The 23,137-nt window shown below is 62.2% G+C and carries 18 protein-coding genes and 2 pseudogenes; 9 read left to right on the top strand and 11 right to left on the bottom strand.

From position 1 onward, the window contains the following. Positions 1-20: 20 nt before the first annotated feature. The 7 genes from H0Z09_RS03255 to H0Z09_RS03225 are packed head-to-tail and all read left to right on the top strand — an operon-like array spanning position 21 to position 7,093. Positions 21-1,262 (top strand): SfnB family sulfur acquisition oxidoreductase, encoded by a 1,242-nt coding sequence (locus H0Z09_RS03255; protein ID WP_186687275.1) that lies wholly within the window; start codon positions 21-23, stop codon positions 1,260-1,262. Between the two features lie 39 nt (positions 1,263-1,301). Then, positions 1,302-2,495, top strand: a complete 1,194-nt coding sequence (locus H0Z09_RS03250) for an SfnB family sulfur acquisition oxidoreductase (RefSeq protein ID WP_186687266.1) — start codon at positions 1,302-1,304, stop codon at positions 2,493-2,495. Further along, positions 2,495-3,868, top strand: a complete 1,374-nt coding sequence (locus H0Z09_RS03245) for an LLM class flavin-dependent oxidoreductase (RefSeq protein WP_186687262.1) — start codon at positions 2,495-2,497, stop codon at positions 3,866-3,868. Before H0Z09_RS03250 ends, H0Z09_RS03245 begins: the two co-directional genes overlap by 1 nt. Further along, entirely contained in the window at positions 3,865-4,680 is an 816-nt protein-coding gene (locus H0Z09_RS03240) for a MetQ/NlpA family ABC transporter substrate-binding protein (protein WP_186687259.1), read from the top strand. The genes H0Z09_RS03245 and H0Z09_RS03240 overlap by 4 nt, the downstream gene beginning before the upstream one ends. Continuing rightward, positions 4,677-5,792 (top strand): ATP-binding cassette domain-containing protein, encoded by a 1,116-nt coding sequence (locus H0Z09_RS03235; protein ID WP_186687256.1) that lies wholly within the window; start codon positions 4,677-4,679, stop codon positions 5,790-5,792. The genes H0Z09_RS03240 and H0Z09_RS03235 overlap by 4 nt, the downstream gene beginning before the upstream one ends. Beyond that, positions 5,782-6,426: a methionine ABC transporter permease gene (locus H0Z09_RS03230; protein ID WP_076951560.1), complete on the top strand. Its 645-nt coding sequence runs from the start codon at positions 5,782-5,784 to the stop codon at positions 6,424-6,426. Before H0Z09_RS03235 ends, H0Z09_RS03230 begins: the two co-directional genes overlap by 11 nt. A 40-nt stretch (positions 6,427-6,466) precedes the next feature. After that, positions 6,467-7,093 carry a class I SAM-dependent methyltransferase gene (locus tag H0Z09_RS03225; protein WP_186687243.1) on the top strand — a complete coding sequence of 209 codons (627 nt, stop codon included), beginning with the start codon at positions 6,467-6,469 and terminating at the stop codon, positions 7,091-7,093. A gap of 96 nt (positions 7,094-7,189) precedes the next feature. Here the strand turns inward: H0Z09_RS03225 and H0Z09_RS03220 are convergent, their stop codons facing one another. The 4 genes from H0Z09_RS03220 to H0Z09_RS03205 all read right to left on the bottom strand — a co-directional run bounded on the left by H0Z09_RS03220 (position 7,190) and on the right by H0Z09_RS03205 (position 14,803). Further along, entirely contained in the window at positions 7,190-9,382 is a 2,193-nt protein-coding gene (locus H0Z09_RS03220; RefSeq protein WP_186687240.1) for a glycoside hydrolase, read from the bottom strand. A 209-nt stretch (positions 9,383-9,591) separates the two neighbouring features. Continuing rightward, entirely contained in the window at positions 9,592-12,657 is a 3,066-nt protein-coding gene (locus tag H0Z09_RS03215; RefSeq protein WP_186687237.1) for an efflux RND transporter permease subunit, read from the bottom strand. Continuing rightward, entirely contained in the window at positions 12,654-13,724 is a 1,071-nt protein-coding gene (locus tag H0Z09_RS03210) for an efflux RND transporter periplasmic adaptor subunit (protein WP_186687234.1), read from the bottom strand. Before H0Z09_RS03210 ends, H0Z09_RS03215 begins: the two co-directional genes overlap by 4 nt. Beyond that, positions 13,721-14,803: an efflux RND transporter periplasmic adaptor subunit gene (locus H0Z09_RS03205; protein ID WP_186687231.1), complete on the bottom strand. Its 1,083-nt coding sequence runs from the start codon at positions 14,801-14,803 to the stop codon at positions 13,721-13,723. The genes H0Z09_RS03210 and H0Z09_RS03205 overlap by 4 nt, the downstream gene beginning before the upstream one ends. A 121-nt stretch (positions 14,804-14,924) precedes the next feature. Between H0Z09_RS03205 and H0Z09_RS03200 the strand changes: the two genes are divergently transcribed. Further along, positions 14,925-16,085 carry an AAA family ATPase gene (locus tag H0Z09_RS03200; protein ID WP_076951554.1) on the top strand — a complete coding sequence of 387 codons (1,161 nt, stop codon included), beginning with the start codon at positions 14,925-14,927 and terminating at the stop codon, positions 16,083-16,085. A 277-nt stretch (positions 16,086-16,362) separates the two neighbouring features. Here H0Z09_RS03200 and H0Z09_RS03195 read toward each other — a convergent pair whose 3' ends face one another. From H0Z09_RS03195 to H0Z09_RS03165, 7 genes and pseudogenes are all read right to left on the bottom strand, one after another. After that, a complete protein-coding gene (locus tag H0Z09_RS03195) occupies positions 16,363-17,214 on the bottom strand; it encodes a transporter substrate-binding domain-containing protein (RefSeq protein WP_186687228.1) in 852 nt (283 codons plus the stop codon). After that, positions 17,211-17,759: pseudogene (locus tag H0Z09_RS03190) on the bottom strand (amino acid ABC transporter ATP-binding protein); the annotation flags it as partial. The gene H0Z09_RS03195 and the pseudogene H0Z09_RS03190, both read right to left, overlap by 4 nt. Before the next feature lie 5 nt (positions 17,760-17,764). Then, positions 17,765-18,088 (bottom strand): annotated as a pseudogene (locus H0Z09_RS03185) (ABC transporter permease subunit); the annotation flags it as partial. Further along, positions 18,069-18,734, bottom strand: a complete 666-nt coding sequence (locus H0Z09_RS03180; protein WP_186687225.1) for an amino acid ABC transporter permease — start codon at positions 18,732-18,734, stop codon at positions 18,069-18,071. The pseudogene H0Z09_RS03185 and the gene H0Z09_RS03180, both read right to left, overlap by 20 nt. 491 nt (positions 18,735-19,225) lie before the next feature. Further along, positions 19,226-20,008, bottom strand: coding sequence for a MetQ/NlpA family ABC transporter substrate-binding protein (locus H0Z09_RS03175; RefSeq protein WP_186687222.1), 783 nt, complete (start codon positions 20,006-20,008; stop codon positions 19,226-19,228). A 106-nt stretch (positions 20,009-20,114) separates the two neighbouring features. Beyond that, the gene (locus H0Z09_RS03170; protein WP_186687218.1) at positions 20,115-21,041 is read right to left on the bottom strand and encodes a sigma 54-interacting transcriptional regulator; all 927 of its coding nucleotides are present in this window, start codon (positions 21,039-21,041) and stop codon (positions 20,115-20,117) included. A 49-nt stretch (positions 21,042-21,090) separates the two neighbouring features. Next, positions 21,091-21,672 (bottom strand): alpha/beta hydrolase, encoded by a 582-nt coding sequence (locus H0Z09_RS03165; protein ID WP_186687214.1) that lies wholly within the window; start codon positions 21,670-21,672, stop codon positions 21,091-21,093. Positions 21,673-22,122: 450 nt separating this feature from the next. Between H0Z09_RS03165 and H0Z09_RS03160 the strand changes: the two genes are divergently transcribed. Continuing rightward, positions 22,123-23,121, top strand: coding sequence for a hypothetical protein (locus H0Z09_RS03160; RefSeq protein WP_186687211.1), 999 nt, complete (start codon positions 22,123-22,125; stop codon positions 23,119-23,121). The last annotated feature ends 16 nt before the right edge of the window (positions 23,122-23,137 follow it).

The following is a 23,137-nucleotide window of genomic DNA, read 5'->3' as shown; positions in this document are numbered from 1 at the left end:
GCAGCCAAGGAGCGGCGCTGATGTCTAACTTGGCTCTAACACCCCCCCAGCGTGAACAGGACGTAGCCCCCCTGCTGTTGCCGGCCGCTGTGCTGCGCAACGATGCGCAGGCGCTTAACGCTGCCCATGAGCTGGCCCAAGCCGCGCGCCTGCAAGCCGCCAGGCGCGACAGGGATCGCGAGTTGCCGTGGGCGCAGATCGAGCAGTTCACCCGCAGTGGACTGGGCAGCATTTCCATCCCCCGCGAGTACGGCGGTCCGCAGGTGTCTTTCGTGACCCTGGCCGACGTGTTCGCAATCATCAGCGCGGCAGACCCGGCCCTCGGGCAGATCCCGCAGAACCACTTCGGCATCCTGCACCTGCTGCAGGGCGCGGCCACCGAGCGTCAGAAAAAGCAACTGTTCCAGAGCGTGCTCGACGGCTGGCGCATCGGCAATGGCGGCCCGGAGCGCGGCACGCGCAACACGCTGGAACTCAAGGCGCGCATCACCGCCCAGGGCGACGGCTACGTCATCAGCGGCCAGAAGTTCTACTCCACCGGCGCGCTGTTTGCCCATTGGGTGGCAATCAAGGCACTGAACGACGACGGCAAGCAAGTCATGGCGTTCGTGCGCCGTGGCACCGAAGGGCTGCGCATCGTGGATGATTGGTCGGGCTTTGGCCAACGCACCACCGCCAGCGGCACGGTGCTGCTGGACCAGGTGGCGGTGGACGCCGAGCTGGTCGTCGACAACTGGCGCATCGGCGAAAGCCCGACCCTCCAGGGCGCTGTCTCGCAACTGATCCAGGCGGCTATCGACGCCGGTATTGCGCGCGGTGCACTTGAGGACACCATCGCCTTCGTGCGTGAACGCTCGCGCCCTTGGATCGACGCCAAGGTCGAGCGGGCCAGTGATGACCTGTATGTGATCGCCGACATCGGCAAACTCAAGATCGAACTGCACGCCGCCGAAGCCCTGCTGCGCAAAGCCGGCCACGTGCTGGACCAGGTCAGCGCCGCGCCGATCACTGCGCAGTCCGCGGCCCGCGCATCGATCGCGGTGGCCGAGGCCAAGGCGTTGACCACCGAAGTGGCGCTGCTGGCCAGCGAAAAGCTGCTGGAACTGGCCGGCAGCCGCGCGACCCTTGCCGAGTTCAACCTCGACCGGCATTGGCGCAACGCGCGGGTACACACCCTGCACGACCCGGTGCGCTGGAAATATCACGCCGTGGGCGCCTATCGCTTGAACGGCACGTTGCCGGCTCGCCATTCCTGGATCTGACCGACCTGCACACGCCCAAGCGCTTTTGGAGATACACGCATGCCCCTTTCTCACCCCGTCGCGGTTATCACCAGCGACGAACAAGCCCTGATTGTCGCCAGCGACCTGGCCGAAGACTTTCGCCGCGACAGCGCCCAGCGCGACCGCGAGCGCCGCCTGCCCCTGCCCGAGCTGGACGCGTTCTCGCGCTCCGGCCTGTGGGGCATCAGCGTGCCGAAGGCCTACGGTGGCGCTGGCGTGTCCAACGTCACCCTGGCCAAGGTCATCGCGCTGATCGCCCAGGCCGACGCGTCCCTGGGACAGATTCCGCAGAACCATTTCTACGCCCTTGAAATGCTGCGCGTGAACGGCAACCCGGCGCAGCAAGAGCGCCTCTACGCCGAAGTCCTGGCCGGCCAACGCTTCGGTAACGCCCTGGCTGAACTGGGCACCAAGACCGCCCATGACCGCGTGACGTCCCTCACCCGCGACGGTGACGGCTTGCGTATCAATGGCCGCAAGTTCTACTCGACCGGCGCGCTCTACGCCCAGCGCATCCCCACTTCAGTGGTGGATGAATACGGCGTACAGCAGTTGGCCTTCGTCCCGCGCGACAGCCAAGGCCTGAAGGTCATTGATGATTGGAGCGGCTTCGGCCAGCGCACCACCGGCAGCGGCTCGGTGGTATTCGACAACGTCTGGGTCGCCGCGCAGGACGTGATCCCGTTCCAGAGCGCCTTCGAACGCCCGACCACCGTCGGCCCGCTGGCGCAGATCCTTCACGCCGCCATCGACACCGGTATCGCCCGCGCCGCCTTCGAAGATGCGCTGCATTTCGTGCGCACAAGAACCCGCCCGTGGATCGATGCCGGCAGCGACAAGGCCACCGAGGACCCGCTCTCCCTGAAAAGCTTCGGCCACCTGAGCATCCGCCTGCACGCCGCCGAAGCCTTGCTTGAGCGCGCCGGCGTCTTCCTCGACCGTGCCCAGGCCGACAGCAACGCTGAAACCGTCGCCGCCGCCTCAATCGCCGTGGCAGAAGTGCGCGCCCTGAGCACCGAGATTTCCCTGGCCGCCAGCAGCACCCTGTTTGAACTCGCCGGCAGCCAGGCGACCCTGGCCGAGCATGGCCTGGACCGCCACTGGCGCAACGCCCGCGTGCATACGCTGCATGACCCGGTGCGCTGGAAGTACCACGCGGTGGGCAATTACTACCTCAACGAGGCAAACCCGCCGCTGCGGGGGACGATCTGATGGGCAAGAAGAAAATCCTGCTTAACGCTTTCAACATGAATTGCATTGGGCATATCAACCATGGCCTGTGGACCCATCCACGGGACACGTCCACCCAGTACAAGACTTTGGAGTACTGGACCGACTTGGCGCAAACCCTTGAACGCGGGCTGTTCGATGGGCTATTCATCGCCGATATCGTCGGCGTGTATGACGTCTATCAACACTCCATCGACGTGCCGCTCAAAGAATCGATCCAACTGCCGGTCAACGACCCGTTGCTGCTGGTCTCGGCCATGGCCGCCGTTACCCGGCACCTCGGCTTCGGCCTCACCGCAAACCTCACCTATGAGCCGCCGTATCTGTTTGCCCGGCGCATGTCCACGTTGGACCATCTTAGCCGTGGCCGGGTGGGTTGGAACATCGTCACCGGCTACCTCGACAGCGCCGCCAAGGCCATGGGCCTCACCGAACAGGTCGAGCATGACCGCCGCTACGACCAGGCCGACGAATACCTGGAGGTGCTCTACAAACTCTGGGAAGGCAGCTGGGAAGACGACGCGGTGCTCAACGATCCGCAGGCGCGGGTCTATGCACAGCCGGGCAAGGTGCACAAGGTCGAGCACCGTGGCGAGTTCTATCAGGTGGAGGGTTATCACCTGTGCGAGCCGTCGCCGCAGCGTACGCCGGTGCTGTTCCAGGCCGGCAGTTCAGACCGTGGCCTGCTGTTTGCCGGACGCCACGCCGAATGTGTGTTTATCAGCGGGCAAAACAAGGCCGCGACCAAGGTGCAAGTGGACAAGGTGCGCGCCAGTGCGGTCGAGGCCGGGCGCAATCCGGATGACATCAAGGTGTTCATGGGCCTCAACGTGATCGTTGGCGCCACCGAAGCACTGGCCTGGGCCAAGCATGCCGAGTATCTGAGTTACGCCAGCGCGGAAGCCGGCGTGGCACATTTTTCGGCGTCCACGGCGATCGATTTTGCCCAGTACGAACTGGACGAACCGATCCAGTACGTGAAAAGCAACGCCATCCAGTCGGCCACCAGGAACCTGCAGAACAACGATTGGACCCGGCGCAAATTGCTTGAGCAACACGCTTTGGGCGGGCGCTACATCACGCTGGTTGGCTCGCCCGAGCAGGTGGCCGATGAGCTGGAAGCGTGGATCAGCGAAACGGGGCTGGATGGTTTCAATCTGACGCGGATCGTCACGCCGGAGAGTTATGTGGATTTCATTGAGCTGGTGGTGCCGGAGCTGCAGCGACGGGGTTCCTACAAGACTGAATATGCACAGGGAACGCTGCGCGAAAAAGTCTTTCATGGCTCCGCTCGCCTGCCCGAACAACACACCGGCTCTACCTACCGACACCTTATGACTGGAAATCTCTTATGAAAAAAACACTGCTCTCCCACCCAGTCAAGGCCCTGGCCCTGGCCTTCGGATTGTTCAGCTCGGCGCTATTCGCCGCCGATGCGCCGCTCAAAATCGGCACCACCGCCGCCTTCGCCATTCCTTTGGAAGCCGCCGTGGAAGAAGCCGGCAAACAAGGCCTGAAGGTCGAGCTGGTGGAGTTCTCCGACTGGATCGCGCCCAACGTCAGCCTGGCCGCCGGTGATATCGACGTGAACTACTTCCAGCACATCCCGTTCCTGGAAAACGCCAAGGCCGCCGCAGGCTTTGACCTGGTGCCGTACGCGCCAGGCATCATCAACAACGTCGGCCTGTATTCCAAACGGTACAAGCGCATTGACGATCTGCCCCAGGGCGCCAGCGTGGCAATCGCCAATGACCCGATCAACAGCGGTCGCGGCCTGCAGTTGCTGGCCAAGGCCGGGCTGATCACGCTCAAGCCGGGCGTGGGCTACAAGGCCACCGAAGAAGACATCGTCAGCAACCCGAAGAAGATCAAGATCCTGCAAGTGGAGGCCGTGCAGTTGGTGCGCGCCTATGACGATGCCGACCTGGTGCAGGGCTACCCGGCGTATATCCGCCTGTCCAAGACCTTCGACGCCGAGTCCGCGCTGCTGTTCGACGGCCTCGATCACCCGGAATACGTGATCCAATTCGTGATCCAGCCGAAAAGCAAAACCGACCCACGGGTGATCAAGTTCGTCGATATCTACCAGCACTCGCCCGTGGTGCGCGCCGCGCTGGATAAATCCCTCGGCAAGCTCTACCAAGTCGGCTGGGAAGCTAAACAATGAGCGCCGCCAATGCCCTATCGCGCGACGTGGGCTCACCGCCCAGGGACGCCGACCAGACCGAACTGCACCCTGACTTGAACCGCGCCCATGTGCGCTTTATCAACCTGGGCAAGACCTACGACGGCCGCGTGCACGCCCTGCAAGGTATCGACCTGGCGATCCAGCGCGGCGAAGTGTTCGGCATCATTGGCCGCAGCGGCGCCGGCAAGTCGTCGCTGATCCGCACCATCAACCGCCTGGAACAGCCCAGCAGCGGCCGGGTGCTGATCGATCAGGTGGACATCGGCGAGTACGACGAGGACCACTTGGTGGCGCTACGACGGCGCATCGGTATGATCTTCCAGCACTTCAACCTGATGTCGGCCAAGACCGTGTGGCAGAACGTTGAGTTGCCGCTCAAGGTCGCCGGCGTGCCCAAGCCGCAGCGTGAGCAAAAGGTGCGTGAACTGCTGGAACTGGTCGGGCTGCAGGACAAGCACAAGGCCTACCCGGCGCAGCTTTCCGGCGGCCAGAAACAACGCGTGGGTATCGCGCGTTCGCTGGTGCACGACCCACAGATTCTGCTGTGCGACGAGGCCACTTCGGCGCTGGACCCGGAAACCACGCAGTCGATCCTCGGCCTGCTGCGCGAGATCAACAAACGCCTGGGCCTGACCATCGTGCTGATCACCCATGAGATGGCGGTGATCCGCGAAATCTGCGACCGCGTGGTGGTGCTGGAACACGGGCGCATCGTCGAACAAGGCCCGGTGTGGCAGGTGTTCGGCAACCCCCGGCACGAGGTCAGCAAAACCCTGCTGGCACCGTTGCAACATGGGCTGCCCGATGAGCTGCAAAGCCGGTTGCAGGCCACACCGTCGTTGCCCGAGGCGGCAGTGGTGTTGCGCCTGCAATTTACCGGCAGCGATACCGAAGAGCCGGACCTGGCGGCACTGTTCGGTGCGCTCGGCGGCCGCGTGCGCTTGCTGCAAGGCGGCGTGGAACGCATCCAGGGCCATGCCCTGGGACAACTGCTGCTGGCGGTGAGTGGCTCGCCCCACGGTGCCGAAGAACTGCGCAGCCGTGCCGGCAACTGGGCGCAACAGGCGGAGGTAATGGGCTATGTGGTTTGATCGTTTAGTGCAGGGCGCCATCGACACCTTGCTGATGGTCGGCGTGTCGTCGCTGATCGCGTTGCTGGTGGGAATTCCACTGGCGGTGTTCCTGGTCACCAGCGACAAGGGCGGCATTTACCAGGCACCGGCGTTGAACCGGGTGCTGGGCGCGTTCGTCAATCTGTTCCGCTCGATTCCGTTCCTGATCCTGATGGTGGCGTTGATCCCCTTTACCCGGCTGATCGTCGGCACGACCTATGGCGTGTGGGCCGCCGTGGTCCCGCTGACCATTGCCGCCACGCCGTTTTTTGCGCGCATCGCCGAAGTGAGCCTGCGCGAAGTCGACCACGGCCTGATCGAAGCCGCGCAGGCCATGGGCTGCCGGCGCTGGCACATCGTCTGGCATGTGCTGTTGCCCGAAGCGCTGCCGGGGATCGTCGGCGGATTCACCATCACCTTGGTGACCATGATCAATTCGTCCGCCATGGCCGGGGCGATTGGCGCGGGCGGCTTGGGCGACATCGCCTACCGCTACGGCTACCAGCGCTTTGATACGCAGATCATGCTCACGGTGATCGTGCTGCTGGTGGTGCTGGTGGCGGTGATTCAGTTGGGAGGCGATCGGTTGGCGCGGGTGCTCAACAAGAGGTGAGGTATAGTCGGGCCATCGAAGCATCCAGGTATTCATCACCATGCCCCTCAAGCCCGACGATCTCGACCAGATCACATCCACCACCCTCGGCCACTACAACAAAGTGGCCGAGGACTTCCGTGAAGGCACTCGCGATCACGATGTGAGCCAGAACATCGACGCGCTGCTGCGGCATATCCAGGGCAAGGCGCCGTTTACGGTGTTGGATTTCGGTTGCGGGCCGGGCCGCGATTTACAGACATTCACGCGCATGGGGCATATCGCCGTGGGCCTGGACGGTTCGGAGCGGTTTGCGCAGATGGCGCGCGAAGACAGTGGTTGTGAGGTGTTGCAGCAGGACTTCCTCAAGCTCGATCTGCCCGCCGAACGCTTTGACGGAATCTTTGCCAATGCGGTGCTGTTTCATATTCCGAGGCAGGAACTGCCGCGCGTGCTCAAGCAGCTCAATGAAGCGTTGAAGCCTGGAGGCGTGCTGTTCAGCTCCAATCCGCGCGGGGACAACCAGGAAGGCTGGAACGGGCCGAGGTATGGCTCGTATCACGACCTCGCGGCGTGGCAGGCGTTGTTGACGGAGGCGTGGTTTGTGGAGCTGGAGCATTACTATCGGCCGGCTGGGTTGCCTCGGGAGCAGCAGCCTTGGTTGGCCAGCGTGTGGCGCAAGCTTTAAAGCTTCATCGCCTGGGCCGACCTTATCGCAGGCAAGCCAGCTCCCACAGGAAAGTGCATTCCCCTGTGGGAGCCGGGCTTGCCCGCGATGACGGACTCAAGGGCTCCGCTGCTGCACCTGATACACCAAGGGCTCCTCACCCACCACCAACGCTGTCACGCTACGCCCGGCATACCCTTCTTTCTCCCGATCAGTGAAATTCGCCACCAACCGTGTCCCATCGGCAAACGTGGTTTCCTGTACCAACCGATCCGCTGTCAGCCACCGAAACCCGGTCATTTCCTGCGTGGCCAGACGTTGGTGAAGCGGGCGGAAAAAGGCGTCCTGGCGCTGGATCAACGGGAGTCGTTGCTTCAAGGTCGCAGCACTCAAGTGATACAGCGGCGGCACGTTATAGAGCAACTGCATCAGCTCATTTTCAGTCTGCACATTGCTCAATTTGAGGCTGTCGAACAGCCAATGATGGGTAGTGATCACCGAGCCATGAAACACCGCCTGATACAGCGGCAGGCGCATGCTCGGCTCGACATGCACCGTGCGAAACGGCTCCTTCAACGGCACCGGCTTGAAAAACACTGCGGGTTGCTCGGGTGGGTACCAGTTACCGACGTAGTAGGGCGATTGCTTGTCCTTGGTCATCGCTTGATCACCCCAGCCGATCACGGGCGTCTGCATGCCATGGGCGAACAGGATGCCCTGGGCGGTGACGGCGTTGCCGTCTTCGGAACCGGTGGGCAACTTGCGCACGGTATTCAGCCAGCGGCAGGCATCGATGTTGCCCTCGGCGTTCTGCGACTGGGTCATGCGGGCGCCGTCGCGGTAGCTGTCGAACACCATGCTGGTGGCGTAGGCGTCGAGGAACCAGGCGTTGAAACCGGCCTTGGCCTGCACAGCCTTCACCCGTGCCTCCAGCAAGGGCCGCACGCAGCGTGGGTCGGTGTAGTGGCCCGACTGCTGGAAACCGGTTTTGAGCGTGCCGCCCTTCAATACAATCGCGCAGTCGCGGTAGGCCTTGGCGCCGAGGTGGGCGGTGGTCCAGTCAGGGTTTTCCGTGGCGGACAACGCGGTTTCATAGGAGTCGTAGGGCGCCATCAGGTAACCCGCCTCGACACCGGCGCGAATCGCCTCGGGATGCCAGAGGCCGCCTTCCCAGCCCTCGCCCAGGGTCAGCAGCAGGCGCGGCAGGCCTGAGTCGCGCAACGATTGGATCGTCTGGCTGCCCCAGGTCGCCGGGGAATCGCTCAAGGCACCGGCAAAGTCCACGGCCAACTCGCTGCGCAACTCGCCGTAGCGCGCCGCGAGCCGGGTCATATCCGGTTCTTGACGTTGCCAGCTCTGTCGAGCCCTGGTGTTGATCGCCGCGTTAAGGCCGCGCAGCAACATCGTCTGCTCATAGCGATTCAAGGGGGAGCGCTGCGCCAGGATCTTGCTGGCCTCCGTGTCCAACAGGCTTTGGATTTCATGGCCGCGCAAGCGTTTGAGCAACAGCGGCCAGTCCCGCACATCCTTCGGCGCCAGCAGGTCATTGCCCCACAGGTAGACGTGACTGGCACCCAGCAGTTTCTCCGCCTCGGGGGTCTGGCGCAGCTTGTCGGCCAAGGGTTCATAGAGGCCCTGCTCCACCCGCCATTGGCGATAGCGCTTGGCACCGGCCAACGGGTCGGCATCGCCCAGATGCAGCAGCAGGGTCATGGGCGCGCCAGGATCGAGCGCGGTGAATTCATGGGCCAGGGACAGGGCCTGGTCCGCCTGCCAGCGCAGGCGGTTGTTGTAGGGGTTGGTCAGTAACCAGGTGAGGGTAAACGCGCCGTGATCGACACCCCACAAAGGCAGGCTCAGATCCTGGGTGGTGTTGATGTCGCCTTGTTCCAGCAGAAACGCTTTCCATACGGCATTGCCGGCGGGGACGTAATGCCCTTCGGCCAGCGGCCAGATCAAGCCCTGGCCGATGGCTTCGGCGGGTTGGTTCAGCAGCGCCAGCTCGCTGGCTGCGCGGGCGGTGATGGTGAGGGTCAGGTCACGTTGCTGGAGACGCGCCTTCAGGCTGTAGGCGCCGTTGTCCCATTGCCAGGAGGCTTGCTCGGCATCGCCCTGCACATTGCTGACGGTGTGCACGGGAACCCCGCTGGACGCCTGCACCGAGGCTTCGCCTGCCGGAGTGACGCGTAGCGCCAGTGTGGCGGGGTCGATTTCGACTCGCCACAGGGGGTTTTCCAGCACGGTGTAGGCAAGGGCCAGAGGCGACATGAAAAAGCAGCAGATCAGCAAGGTATGACGCAGATAGCGCATGGTGGGCGACCATTGAGAGGTGGAAGCCGGAGGGTAAAACACTCAATGGTTCGCCGGGGCAACGCCCGTCATTTACAGAAGCTTCCCACAGTTCAAAAGTCCTATAGAGATCCAAATGTGGGAGCGGGCTTGCTCGCGAAAGCGGTGTGTCAGTCAGGACATCTGATACTGACACACCGCATTCGCGAGCAAGCCCGCTCCCACATTTTTTAACCGCGTTCTTGCTGATGCTCCGGTTCCGGCTCGCGGATCTTGTACCAAGCCACATACAGCGCCGGCAAAAACAGCAGCGTCAGCAACGTGGCGATGATGATCCCGCCGATCATGGCGTACGCCATCGGCCCCCAGAACACTTCCCGCGCAATCGGGATCATGCCCAGGCTCGCCGCCGCCGCCGTCAGCAGGATCGGCCGGCGCCGATGCTCGGTGGCCTCCACCACCGCGTCCCACGGCGTATAGCCGGCCAGCTCATATTCGTGAATCTGCGTCACCAGGATCACCGAGTTGCGGATGATGATGCCGATCAGCGCCAGGATCCCGAGGATCGCCACAAAGCCCATGGGCGTGCCCGTGGGGATCAGCGCCAGCACCACGCCGATCAGGCCCAGCGGCGCGACACTGGCGACCAGGAACATCTTCTGCACGCTGTGCAGCTGGATCATCAGGAAGGTCGCCATCAGAAACAGCATCAACGGCACCACGCTGGCAATCGGGCCCTGGGCCTTGCCGCTTTCTTCCACGGTGCCGCCGGTGGCAACCTTGTAGCCCACCGGCAAGCCGGCGCTGAACTTGTCAATTTCCGGCTTGAGTTGCTTTACCAGGTCCGTGGGCTGCATCTCATCGCGCACCGCCGCCTTGATGGTGATGGTCGGCTTGCGGTCGCGGCGCCATACCAGCGGCTGTTCCAACTCGTAGCGCACGGTGGCGAAGGCCAGCAGCGGAATCGAGGTGCCGTTGGGGGTGACGATCTGCAAGTTCTGCAAGGTTTCCGGCGTGCCGCGTTCGGCGTCTTCGGCACGGCCGACCACGTTGATCAGGTAGATATCGTCGTTCACCTGAGTCACCGAGGCGCCGCTGACCACGCTGTTGAGCAGCTGCGCCACGTCTTCCGAGGACAACCCCAGTTGCCGCGCCTTATCCTGGGCGATGTCGATGCGCAGCACTTTGCCCGGCTCGTTCCAGTCGTAGATGATCTCGCCCAGGTGGGTGTTTTCATCCAGCAGGGTCGCCAGTTCAATGGCGTGTTTGCGCACCTGGTCGGTGTCTTTGCCCGACACGCGATACTGAATCGGCCTGCCCACCGGTGGCCCCATTTCCAGCGGCTGCACGAAGCTGCCGATGCCCACGAAGTCATCGCGCAAACGCTTTTGCAGGCGTGTGATCAACTCGCCGCGCTCTTCCAGGCCTTTGCTCACGATCACCAACTGCGCGTAATAGGGGTTTTCCAGTTGCTGGTCGAGAGGCAGGTAGAAACGGATCGCGCCCTGGCCGATATAAGTGCTCCAGCGCGCAATATCCGGGTCGTCCTTGATGATCGCTTCCAGACGGTCGACGGCCTTGCGCGTTTCGTTGATCGAAGCGTTTTGCGGCAGATTCAGGTCGACCAGGATTTCCGGGCGGTCCGACGACGGGAAGAACTGGTTCTGCACGAACTGCATGGAAAACACCGAGGCGACGAACAGCGCCAAGGTGATGCCGATTGCCCACCAGCGGTTGCGCATGGCCCAGAGCATGCCGCCGTTGAACGCGCGGCCGATCCGCCCTGGCTCGGCATTGTGGGGTTTCACGTTGGCGCTGAGGATATGCACGCCAATCACCGGCGCAAACAGCACCGCCACCACCCACGACACCAGCATCGCCACGGCAATCACCGCGAACAGCGTGAAGGTGTACTCGCCCGCCGAACTGGCGTTGAGGCCAATCGGGACAAAACCTGCGACCGTCACCAACGTACCGGTAAGCATCGGGAATGCCGTGGAGGTGTAGGCGTAGGTCGCCGCCTGCTCCTTGGTTTCGCCTTTTTCCAGGCGCGTGATCATCATCTCGACGGTGATCATCGCGTCGTCCACCAGCAGGCCGAGCGCGATAATCAACGCGCCCAACGAGACGCGCTGCATGGTGATGCCGCTGTATTCCATGAACACGAACACCAGCGCCAGCACCAGCGGAATCGAGCACGCCACCACCAGCCCCGCGCGCATGCCAAGGCTGATAAAGCTCACCACCAGCACGATGATCACCGCTTCGAACAGCGCACTGGTAAAGCCGCCGACGGCTTCCTCCACCACTTCGGCCTGGTCGGAGACTTTGTGCACGCCGACGCCCACCGGCAGGTCGGCGGTCAGCTCGTCCATGCGTCCGTGCAGCGCCTTGCCGAACGACTGGATATTGCCGCCCTTCTGCATGGCGATGGCCAAGCCGATCGCCGGTTTGCCGTTGAAACGGAACATCGGCCGCGCCGGGTCGACGTAGCCGCGCGTGATTTCAGCGATATCCGCCAGGCGATAGAAACGGTCGTTGAGCCGCAGGTTGACGTTGGCCAGGTCCTTTTCCGAGGCGAACTGCCCGGAGGTGCGCACCGAAATCCGCTCCGGCCCGGCCTCGATCACCCCGGCCGGCGTCACCGCGTTCTGCGATTGCAGGCTTTGCACCACCTGGCGCTGGTCAACCCCCAGCGCCGCCAGTTTGCGCGTGGAGAAATTCAGGTAAATCACTTCGTCCTGCTGGCCGATCATCTCGACCTTGCCCAGCCCCGGCACCGAACGGATCTCGGCGCGCACCTGCTCAACGTAGTCGCGCAACTGGCGCATCGACAGGCCGTCGCCGGTAAACGCATACACCGAGCCGAACACATCACCGAACTCATCGTTGAACGACGGCCCCTGCAACCCCTGGGGGAAGCTGCCGCGGATATCGTCGATCTTCTTGCGCACCTGGTACCAGATCTCCGGGATGGCCTTGGCGCTGGTGGTGTCCTTGAGGAACACTAATATCGTGGACTCGCCCGGCCGGGTGTAGCTTTTCACGTAGTCGAGGGAGTCGAGTTCTTCGAGTTTTTTCTCGATGCGGTCAGTGACCTGCTTGAGGGTTTCTTCCTGGGTCGCACCCGGCCAGCGGGTCTGGATCACCATGGTCTTGATGGTGAACGAAGGGTCTTCCTCGCGCCCCAGGTTCATGTAGGAAAATACGCCCATCAATAGCGCGACGAACATCAGGTACCAGACGAAGGACTGATGCTTGAGCGCCCAGTCGGATAAGTTGAAGCTCCCTTTCATCGCGGGCTGTCCTCGTCGATTTTGACTTTTTGCCCTGGTTTCAGGCTGTTCACGCCGGCGGTGACGATGCGCTCGCCGGGTGTGACGCCGCCATTGATCAAGGCGCTGTCGGCGTCACGGCTGAGCACGGTGATATCGCGCGGTTGTACGGTCTGGTTCTGGGTATCGAGCAGCCAGATGCGGGTCTTGCCGTCGACCTCCTGCAGGGCGCTCAAAGGCAGCTCGATGCGTGGCGCGATGGCGGTGCTCAAGGTCACGCTGATCGCCGTGCCGAGGCGAAATGCAGGCGGTGTTTCGGTGAGGCTCAGGCGGGCGCGACGGGTGCGCGTGGCGCTTTGGGCCTGGGGTTCGATCTCGCGCACGATGGCGGTGGTCTGCACGCTCGGGTCGAGTTGCGCGGCGACCAAAAACACCACATCCGGCGGCAGGCGCTCGGCCAGGCCGGCGGGCAGGTCGATCACCGCTTCCTTGATGTCCGGGCGCGCCAGGGTCACCACTTGCTGGCCGGCCGTGACGACCTGGCCGGCTTCGGCGTTCCAGGCGGTGACAATGCCAGGGTGGTCGGTGCGCAGTTCGGCGTAGTTGAGCTGGTCCTTGGCTTGATCGACCGACGCGCGGGCCTGGTCGAGGGTCGCCTGGGTAGTCTTCAGGTCGGTCTGGGCCACGTCCAACTGGGCCTGGGCGCCAACGCCACGGTTGAACAGCTCCTGCTGGCGCCGGGCATTGGCCTGGGCATTGATGAACTGGGCCTGTACCCGCGCGAGGTCGCCTTGGGCCGCACGCAGTTGGTTCTGCTGATCGGTGGGGTCAAGGACGGCGAGCAAGGCGCCTTTGTCCACCTCGGCGCCCACGTCCACCGCGCGGCGAGCGATACGGCCAGGCACGCGAAAGCCCAGGTTGCTTTCATAGCGCGCCTGGATGGTACCGGCGAAACGACCGAGGCTTTGCTGGTCTTCGGCCTTCACTTCCATGGACAGCACCGGGCGCACGGGCTCGGGTGGCGGTTCTTCCTTCGAGCAGGCGACCAGCAACAGGCAGGCGCCGAGCAGCAGCGTCAGATGCTTCATGGCTGGGCTCCTGGCTGGGCGATCTCGACGGTCATGCCGGGGTGCAGCAATTGCCCGCCGGCCACTACGACCTTCTCGCCGCCTTTGAGGCCGTCGCCAATGATGACTTTGCCGGTGAGGTAACGCGCCACGCTGACCTTATGCAGTTGCGCCTTGCCTTCGCCGTCGACCAGCCATACCGCGGGTTCGCTGAGGTCTTTGGTCAATGCGGCCCACGGCAGTTCGATGCTCGCCTTGGCCGGGCCATTGGCGGTGGCGCTCACCACCGAGCCCAGTTCCATGCCCTTGGGCAGCGCCTGCAGGGCGATTTTCACCTGCACGGTGCCCGTATTGGCGGCCACGGCCGGGGTGACTTCACGGACCTTGCCCACGGCCTTGATGCTGGGGTTGTCCAACAAGCTGATGGTGATGGGCGCATCAGGCGCCGGCTCCACCAGCAGCGATTCATACACGTTGAACACGGCATCGCGCTCGCCATCGCGCGCCAGGCTGAAGATCGGCACCGTGGCCTGCACCACCTGGCCGACTTCGGCCTGGCGCGCGGTAATCACGCCAGGCGCATCGGCGACCAGCGCGGTGTAGCCGAGTTGTTCACGGGCGTTGGCCAGTTGGGCCTGTGCCGCAGCAAGGGCGCTCTGGCTGCTGCGCAGGGCGGCCTGGGCGGAATCGTATTCGCTACGGCTGGTGTAGCCTTTGGGCAGGAGCTTTTCCTGGCGCACGAAGGCGGCGGCGGTCTGTTTGACCCGTGCCTGTTCAGCCACGACCTGGGCCTGGGCGGAGTCGACGTTGGTCTGCAGGTCCTTGGGATCGAGCTTGGCCAGGACTTGCCTGGCGCTCACGCGATCGCCGACATCCACCATGCGCTGGATGATCTTGCCGCCGACACGAAAGGACAAGTCGGTTTGCACCCGCGCCTGGATATCGCCCGTCAGGGTCACCGCCGCGGCGAAATCCGCCGGCTGCACGGTCTGCACAAACACCCGCGAATGCGCCTTGGGTTCAGCCTTTTCCTCGCCACAGCCGCTCAGCAGCGTCAGTAGGCCAAGACCAAAAATACAGGTGGAAATACGACCGCCCATGCAGGCTCCTTTTGCGTGATGCCGACTTGCCAGTGTGCATGCGACTGTGAGCTTAGTTCAGGGTTCCTTATCTGCATGGAGACTCCCATACTCCAATGGTTCCCAAGCCGAATGAATGCCCATGCTCAAGACACTCGCGGTGTCCAATTACCGCTCGATCAACCAATTGGTAGTGCCCCTGGACCGGCTGAACCTGATCACCGGACCCAACGGCAGCGGCAAGTCCAACTTGTACCGGGCCCTGCGCCTGCTGGCGGAAACCGCCCAGGGTGGCGTGATCAATGCGCTGGCCCGTGAGGGCGGGCTCGATTCCACCTTCTGGGCCGGGCCAGAGACGCTCAGCCGGCGGATGCGCAACGGTGAAGTGCCGATCCAGGCCACTACACGCCAAAGCGTCAAGCGCCTGCGCCTGGGGTTTGCCGCAGAGGATTTCAGCTATGCGATCTCCCTCGGGTTGCCGGAGCTGTCACTGTCATCGTTCGCACTGGACCCGGAAGTAAAGAAGGAGTGCATTTGGGCAGGTCCGGTCTACCGTCCGGCCAGCCTGCTGGTGCAGCGTTCCGGACCGATGGTGCGTGCCCGCGATGGGCGCAACTGGGATGTACTGGCGCATCACACGCCCAATTACCACAGCCTGTTCGATCAAGTCGGCAGCCTGCGTGGCTCGCCTGAGGTGTTGCTGCTGCGGGAGAGCATTCGTGGCTGGCGCTTTTATGATCACTTTCGCAGCGATGTCGATGCACCGGTACGCCAACCACAACTGGGCACACGCACCCCGGTGTTGCATCACGATGGTCGGGATCTGGCGGCAGCATTGCAGACGATTCGCGAGATCGGTGACCGTGAAGCGCTGGAGCGGGCGGTGAGCGATGCATTCCCAGGGGCGCGCTTGAGTGTTGAGCCGTTGCAAGGCGGGCGCTTTGCGATTGAGTTTTACCAGGAAGGGTTACTGCGGCCGTTGTCGGCGGCGGAGCTGTCGGACGGCACCTTGCGCTACCTGTTGCTGATCGCTGCGCTGCTGACGCCACGGCCGCCGACCATGATGGTGCTGAACGAGCCGGAGACCAGCCTGCATCCTGATTTGTTGCCCGCATTGGCGCGCTTGATTATCCAGGCGTCCCGGCAGTGCCAGGTGTGGGTGGTGTCCCACGCCAGTCGTTTGATTGCAGCGTTGGAGCAGGACGAGGGGTGTAACTCGATTGTGTTGGAGAAGGTGCTGGGAGCGACCCAAATCGTTGGACAGGGAATGTTGGATGCGCCGGCTTGGCATTGGCCGGAGTAGGTGGCGGCTGTACCGGCCTCATCGGGGGCAAGCCCCCGATGAGCATAGGTATCTACACAACGTTCAAAGGCTGACAAATCTCCCTGTAGTGAGCGGGCTTGTCCCGCGCTGGGTGGCGAAGCCGCCCCAATAAAGACACCGCGCAGTTTCAGAAAAACCCAATTCGCCTGGTTTGGGGCCGCTTCGCAGCCCAGCGCGGGACAAGCCCGCTCACTACAAAAATGTGTAGATACCTATGCCCCGATGAGGCCGATACAGTCAGCACAAAAACCAGGTTTCAGCCCTGCCACTTCCCACCTTCAACAATCACACTCTCAGGCTTGGTGTCATCGCTCAGCTCTTTACGCACATACTGGTCATACAGCTTGAGCAAGAACTTCTCTTCACCCAACTTCGCCAACTCGGCATTTACCCAGTCACGCAGTTCGATATTGCCCTTCTTCACCGCTGGGGCAATCGGCGCTTCATCACCGAGCTTTTCCTCCAGCACGCGGTAGCCCGGGTTCTGCTTGGCCCAGCTGAACAGCACCAGGTTGTCTTGCGCATACGCATCGCCACGTCCGGCCGACAGGGCTTGCAGCGACTCGGAGTTCTTTTCGAACTTGAGCAGTTTCCAGTCCGGGTGGTTTTTGGTCAGCCAGATATCGGCGGTGGTGCCGGTGGTCACGATAGTGGTACGGGTGGCCAGGTCATTCAGGTTCTTCACTGCGCTGTCCTTGGGCACCAGGGCCTGCACCGCAACTTTCAGGTTGGGGTTGGTGAAGTCCACCGCTTCCTTGCGCTCCGGCGTCACGGTCATGTTGGCGAGGATCAGGTCGACCTTGTCGCTTTGCAGGAACGGAATGCGGCTGGCCGGCTCGACGGCAACAAATTCGACTTTGTTCTCGTCGCCCAACAGGTCCTTGGCGAATTGGCGACCGATATCGGTATCGAAGCCCACGTAGCGGCCGGCTTCGTTGACAAAGCCGAAGGGAGGTTTGTCGGTAAAGACCCCGACGATCAGCTTGTCGCGCGCCTTGATCTTGTCGATGTAGCTCACGGCGACGCCCGGTTTTGCAGGGTCTTCGGCCTTTTTATCGCAGCCGGCCAGCAAGGCGACGGCAAACAGCGGCAGCAGTAACTTTTTCATATCAGTTCCAGTTCCTTGATCTTTTTGGGCAGTGTTGAAACAAAGGAGAACTTCTCCAGGAACTGCTGCGCGCGTGCGGTTTGCGGGTTCGTAAAGAATGCCTCGGGGGTGTTGTGTTCGAGGATGCGACCGGCCTCCATAAACACCACGCGGTCAGCGACGGCGCGGGCGAAGGCCATTTCGTGGGTGACGATCAGCAGGGTCATGCCATCGCGCGCCAGGCCCTGGATCACTTCCAGCACTTCCTTGACCATTTCCGGGTCAAGGGCGGCGGTGACCTCGTCAAACAGCATGACCTGAGGGTTCATGCACAGCGAGCGGACGATGGCGATGCGTTGCTGTTGACCGCCGGAGAGCTGGCGCGGGTAAGCGTCGCGCTTGTCGGCCAGGCCCACACGCGCCAGCAATTGCTCGGCCTGTTCGCGGGCTTCGCGGGGGTCGCGTTTTTGCACCTTCAACGGGCCGAGCAGGATGTTGTCGAGCACGCTCATGTGCGGGAACAGGTGGTAACTCTGGAACACCATGCCGATGTCCTGGCGCACCTGGGCACCACTTCGCCCACTTCGCTGGCGCCCCACAGCGACAGCACCAGCACCGCGCACCAGAAACTCGGGATGCTCAGGCCGAAGAAAATCGGCAGGCCGAAAAACAACAGGTACAACCACACCAACATCGGAATCGCGCGAAACAGCTCCAGGTAAACCCGCAGCAGCGCGTTGATCAGCCTGTTGTTCAAGGTGCGCAGCACGCCGTACAACACGCCACCAACCGTGCTGAACGCGATGCTCAAAAACGAAATCGACAAGGTTTGCGCCGCGCCCTTGCCCAGTTGCGGCAACGACACCCATAACAACTCAAGACCCGAACTGGCCATGCTGGAGCCTCCTTTCCAGGCGGCTGAGCAGCAGCGACAGCGGCAGGAACAGCAGCACGCAAATCAGCGTCAGCACCGCGAGCATTTCGTAAGTCTTGTAGTAAAGGGCGATGTAGCTCTTGGCGGTGTAGAGAATCTCCTGCACCGCCACGGCGGAGACCACGGTGGTCTCCTTGAGCAGGAAGATGAAATTGGCAAACAGCGCCGGCAGGCTGAGGATGCCGGCCTGAGGCAGGATCACGTGACGCAGCAATTGCCAGTCGGACAGGCCGATGGACTTGCCCGACTCGATCTGCGCCAGCGGCACCGCTTCGACGCCGGCGCGCAGCACTTCAGTGAGGTAGGCGCCGCCGAGGAAGGTCATGGTGATGATCGCCGCCCAGAACCCGGAGATATTCAAGCCCAGGGCCGGCAGCGCGAAGTACACAAAGAACAGTTGGATCAGCAGCGGCGTGTTACGCGCCAATTCCACATAGAGCCCGACCAGACGCGACAGGTACGGCGTGCGAAACACCAGCAACGCCGCGTTGACCAGCGCCACCAGCAACGAGGTGGCAATGGCAATCAGGCCCACTTGCAGCGTCACGCCCACGGTCTTCAGAAACGCCGGTAGGGTGCTGAGGATAAAAGCGAAATCGAAGGTCATTTCCAGGCCATGACGCCGCATGGGTAATGCAGCGAGCGCAATCCGATCCGGTGTGGGTAACGCCGGGTAGCGCGAAATTTAAAGGTATAAAAAGCAAAATTTAAATACCAAAATAGCATATTGATATCACCCAAAAAGATAACCGCCGGGTTCGCGGGTTTGGCGGGTGGCGGCTATGGTTGGTGGGTCTGTATTTCGAGGGAATGATGATGAATAAGCCCAAGCCCATTGATCCGCAGGAGCTGGTGAAGTGGTTGGTAGCGTTGCGCAGGGCGATCAATAGCCGCCCCGTCTGAAACAGTGAAGATCCAATGTGGGAGCGGGCTTGCTCGCGAATGCGGTGTGTCAGTGAATAGATCTTTGACTGAACCACCGCTTTCGCGAGCAAGCCCGCTCCCACAGTTTTTGATCGCATTTCAAAACACCATAAAAAAACGCCGACGCTGTAGTAGCCGTCGGCGTTTAAACCTTGAAGGGGGTTTTGGCTTACATCAGAACGCCGGCAACACCGCGCCGTTGTACTTCTTCTCGATGAAGGCTTTGACTTCCGGGCTGGTCAGGGCCTTGGCCAACTTCTGGATCGCATCGCTGTCCTTGTTGTCCGGGCGCGCGACCAGGAAGTTAACGTACGGCGACTTGGCATCTTCGATGATCAGCGCGTCCTTCGCCGGGTTGAGGCCGGCTTCCAATGCGTAGTTCGTATTGATCATGTCCAGGTCAACCTGGTCCAGCACGCGTGGCAGCAGGGCGGATTCCAGCTCTTTGAATTTCAGTTTTTTCGGGTTACTGGCAATGTCTTTCGGCGTGGACAGGGCATTGGTCGGGTCTTTCAGGGTGATCACACCGGCTTTCTGCAGCAGCAACAGGGCACGGCCGCTGTTGGAGCCTTCGTTCGGGATGGCAACGGTGGCGCCGTCCTTGAGCTCGGAAATATTCTTGATCTTTTTCGAGTAGCCACCGAACGGCTCGACGTGCACGCCGATCACGGTGACCAGGTTGGTGCCCTTGCCCTTGTTGAAGTTTTCCAGGTACGGCAGGGTCTGGAAGTAGTTGGCGTCCAGGCGTTTCTCAGCGACTTGCACGTTCGGCTGCACGTAGTCGGTGAAGACTTTGATCTGCAGGTCCACGCCTTCTTTGGCCAGGGTCGGCTTGATCAGCTCCAGGATCTCGGCGTGCGGCACCGGGGTGGCGGCCACCACCAGTTTCTCGTTGGCCTGGGCGAAGCCAGCAGTCAGGGCAGCCGCCAGTGCGGTAAACAACAGAACCTTTTTCATGCAATGTCCTTCTAACGACCATTTTTATGTGAGGTGCCAGCGAAGTGCTATCGCGGCGTGGAACGGACAATACCTATATTTTTTATTCCCGAACAATATCTTTTATTCACTTTGATATTCCATTTTGCTCATGCAGCAATTTACGCAACGTTTCCTGCTCTGCGGGACTGGCGCTCGCGAAAATCCGCCTCACTTGTTCCAGCGGCGAACCGGTGACGGGCAAATTCAGATGCTCGGGCAAAATTTCATCGCCGTTGCTGACCAGCAATGCAAAGTGGATAACGTTTTCCAACTCGCGGGTATTGCCCGGCCAGCTGTGATGCTCCAGCACACGCTGGGCGGCATCGCTGATCAACGGTACTGGAAGGCCCAGGCGCTGGCTGTAAATACCCAGAAAGTATTCAGCCAGGGACAGGATATCGCCGACCCGCTCGCGCAGCGCCGGCAAGTCCAGTCGGCCTTCGCTCAGGTAATGGAACAGGCGCTCATGGAACTTGCCGGCTGCCACGGCCTGCGCCAGGTCGATGCTGGTGGCGGCGACGAGGCGAACGTCCACCGGGCTCGGCTGATGGGCACCGACACGGGTGACTTCATGGTTTTCCAGGGCCGCCAGCAGTTTCACTTGGATCGGCAGCGGCAAGTCGCCGATCTCGTCCAGGTACAAAGTGCCGCCATTGGCCGAACCGAACCAACCCGCCCGGCTGCTGGCCGCACCGCTGTGGGCGCCGGCGGCATAACCGAACAATTCCGCGTCGGCATAGGTGGGGCTGATCGCGCCGCAATTGACCGAGACAAACAACCCGGCACGATCACTGCCCCGGTGAATATGCCGCGCCAGCAGCTCTTTACCGCTGCCCGTCTCGCCGCGAATCAACACGGGCAAGGCGCGCGGCGCGAGGCTTTCCAGTTCTTCGCGCAGTTGCCGTGAACGCGGATCGACAAACACCAACGCCTTGGCGCGGATACTCAGCGGGCTTTTTTCGGCGTCGGGAAAGGTCAGCAAGGGCTGGCCGTAGGTTTCATGCAGACTCATGGCAGACTCCCGCCCCCATTCCACTCAGGGACAGGGCGTTGAAAAATGTTCAGGCAGTGCGCCGGGCGTGATGCTCGAGGCGGCTCTGCAGGCGATATAGGTAGGCGAAACCCTGTTCCCAACGCTGGTGGCCGGACTTCACATTGATATGGCCGGCGCCGGACAAAATGCCGGCCTCGGCGCCCCAGTTGCGGGCCAGCTCCACCGCCCGAGGGGCGCTGACGGCACTGTCGTTGTCGGAACTGACCACCTGGCAGGGAAACGGCAACAGGTCGGTGGGGATAGGCGCGAAGTTTCGCAACGCCGGTGCACACGCGGGGCGTTCGACGTCGGCCGGGGCCACCAGCAGGGCACCGCGTACCTGCCGCAGGTAATGCACCGGTGCGGTGGCCGCCCAATGCGCCACCGTGATGCAGCCCAGGCTATGAGCGATCAGGATCACCGGCGTGCTGTCGGCCGCGATGGCCTCGGCCAGCGCCGCGACCCAGTCTTCGCGACGCGGCGTGACCCAGTCGGCCTGTTCCACCCGGGCGCTGTTGGGCAGGCTGTGCTGCCAGTGTGTTTGCCAATGATCTTCTGGCGATCCTTGCCAGCCCGGCACGATCAGGTAACGAATCGACTCGCTGTGCATGGGTGTGCCCTCCTGCAGCGTTTAGCGTTGCTGATCAGTATAGGGACGGGATTTATATTCGTTAAGGAATAAGAAGCTATTTATTAATAACCAAAACATCAATACCAGAGAAGATCGACTTTGATCCACGTTCCCGGCAAAAAAGGCCGCCCCCCCTGATAAGGAGAAGACTCGAAAACTGGGCACCGGAACCGTCGGCCTGTAACGAGCCACAGAAAAATTCCCCGACATCAAAGTTGAATAATTATGCTCGTCCGCCAACCTCCAAACGTTTTGCACCCCAGCCACACCCAGTCATTGATAGACAACGGTCCGCGCGGCACAGCCCCTTCGCCCACGCTGCACCTTTCACCGTCGACCGCTACCGCTTCCCAGGCGCCCGCCAAGGATCAAGCAGCGCAATTCGTGGATCCGGCCAGTCGCACCGAGGCAGGGGGACGCACGCGGGCATTGGCCCTGCAACAGACCGTCGCAGCCAGGGATCTTCTGTACCACCCAGGTGACACATTGCGCAGTGAACTGGGGTTGGCGGCAGGCAAGGCACACGACATGATCAGCCGGCTGGGCGACCTGCAGGCGCCGCTGGGTGGGCACCTTTTCGGGCCTGAAGGACTGATGCCGGGCGAAAAACCTCAAGCATTGCTCCGCACGCTCCAACGCCTGATGGACGACGTCCCTGCCGGCAGCAACAGCGCCACAGCGAAAGACCGCTCGATAATGATCGCGCTCATGGGTGACATCGGCGCAATCCTGAGCAGCACAACCACAGGCGTGGAGCGCACACCAGCGCAGGATAAGCGGCTACGGGAAGCCATTCCCGGGTTGCTGGGCCTGCCTTGTTCGGCAGCTGAATCCATAGCGCCCACCAGCGCGCTGGGAGGCTCGGGCTCCATAGGGCCGGCCAAAAAGCAGGAACGGATCAAACCACCCAATGCCCAACCGCTTCGTACCGGCGTCCACAACCTGGGCAAGGAAGCAGATGATCTGCTGGGCATACAATCGAATCGGCTGCTTCCCAGCCGGTGGGACGTGGCACAGCTCAAGAAAGAGCGCGTGGACAATACCGCGGAACCGCTGATCGCCCATATGTCCGGCACCCAGGCAGAGACCTTGGCGGTCTGGGACATGCTACGCGGGGAACAAAGGCCTTATACCCGAGTCATGGACGGACTCAATGAGCGTCCGGACCTTGCAAACGACCCCATGGCCCAGTTGCCCCCAGCGGAGCGCGACGCACGCTATGCACGCGCCGCTGGCACAGCGGCCTTCCTGATCAGTAACGGTTATCACAGCGCCGTGGAAGTACTGGGGGGGACGCTGGCCTATACCGGCCAGGATGGCCAATCGGTCGTCGGTCCCCGCCAGGACGCCGGTCATCTTTTCGGGCAAGGTGCCGCCACGCAACTCATCGGTGAGCTGCTCAACACGCAGCGCGCCGAGCGGGCCTGATCTTGAGTGCACCCGC

This window comes from Pseudomonas sp. SWRI18 (assembly GCF_014268345.1).
GTDB classification, from domain to species: domain Bacteria; phylum Pseudomonadota; class Gammaproteobacteria; order Pseudomonadales; family Pseudomonadaceae; genus Aquipseudomonas; species Aquipseudomonas cedrina.
Note: the sequence above shows the minus strand (reverse complement) of the source record. Positions and strands in the feature narration are given on the sequence as shown.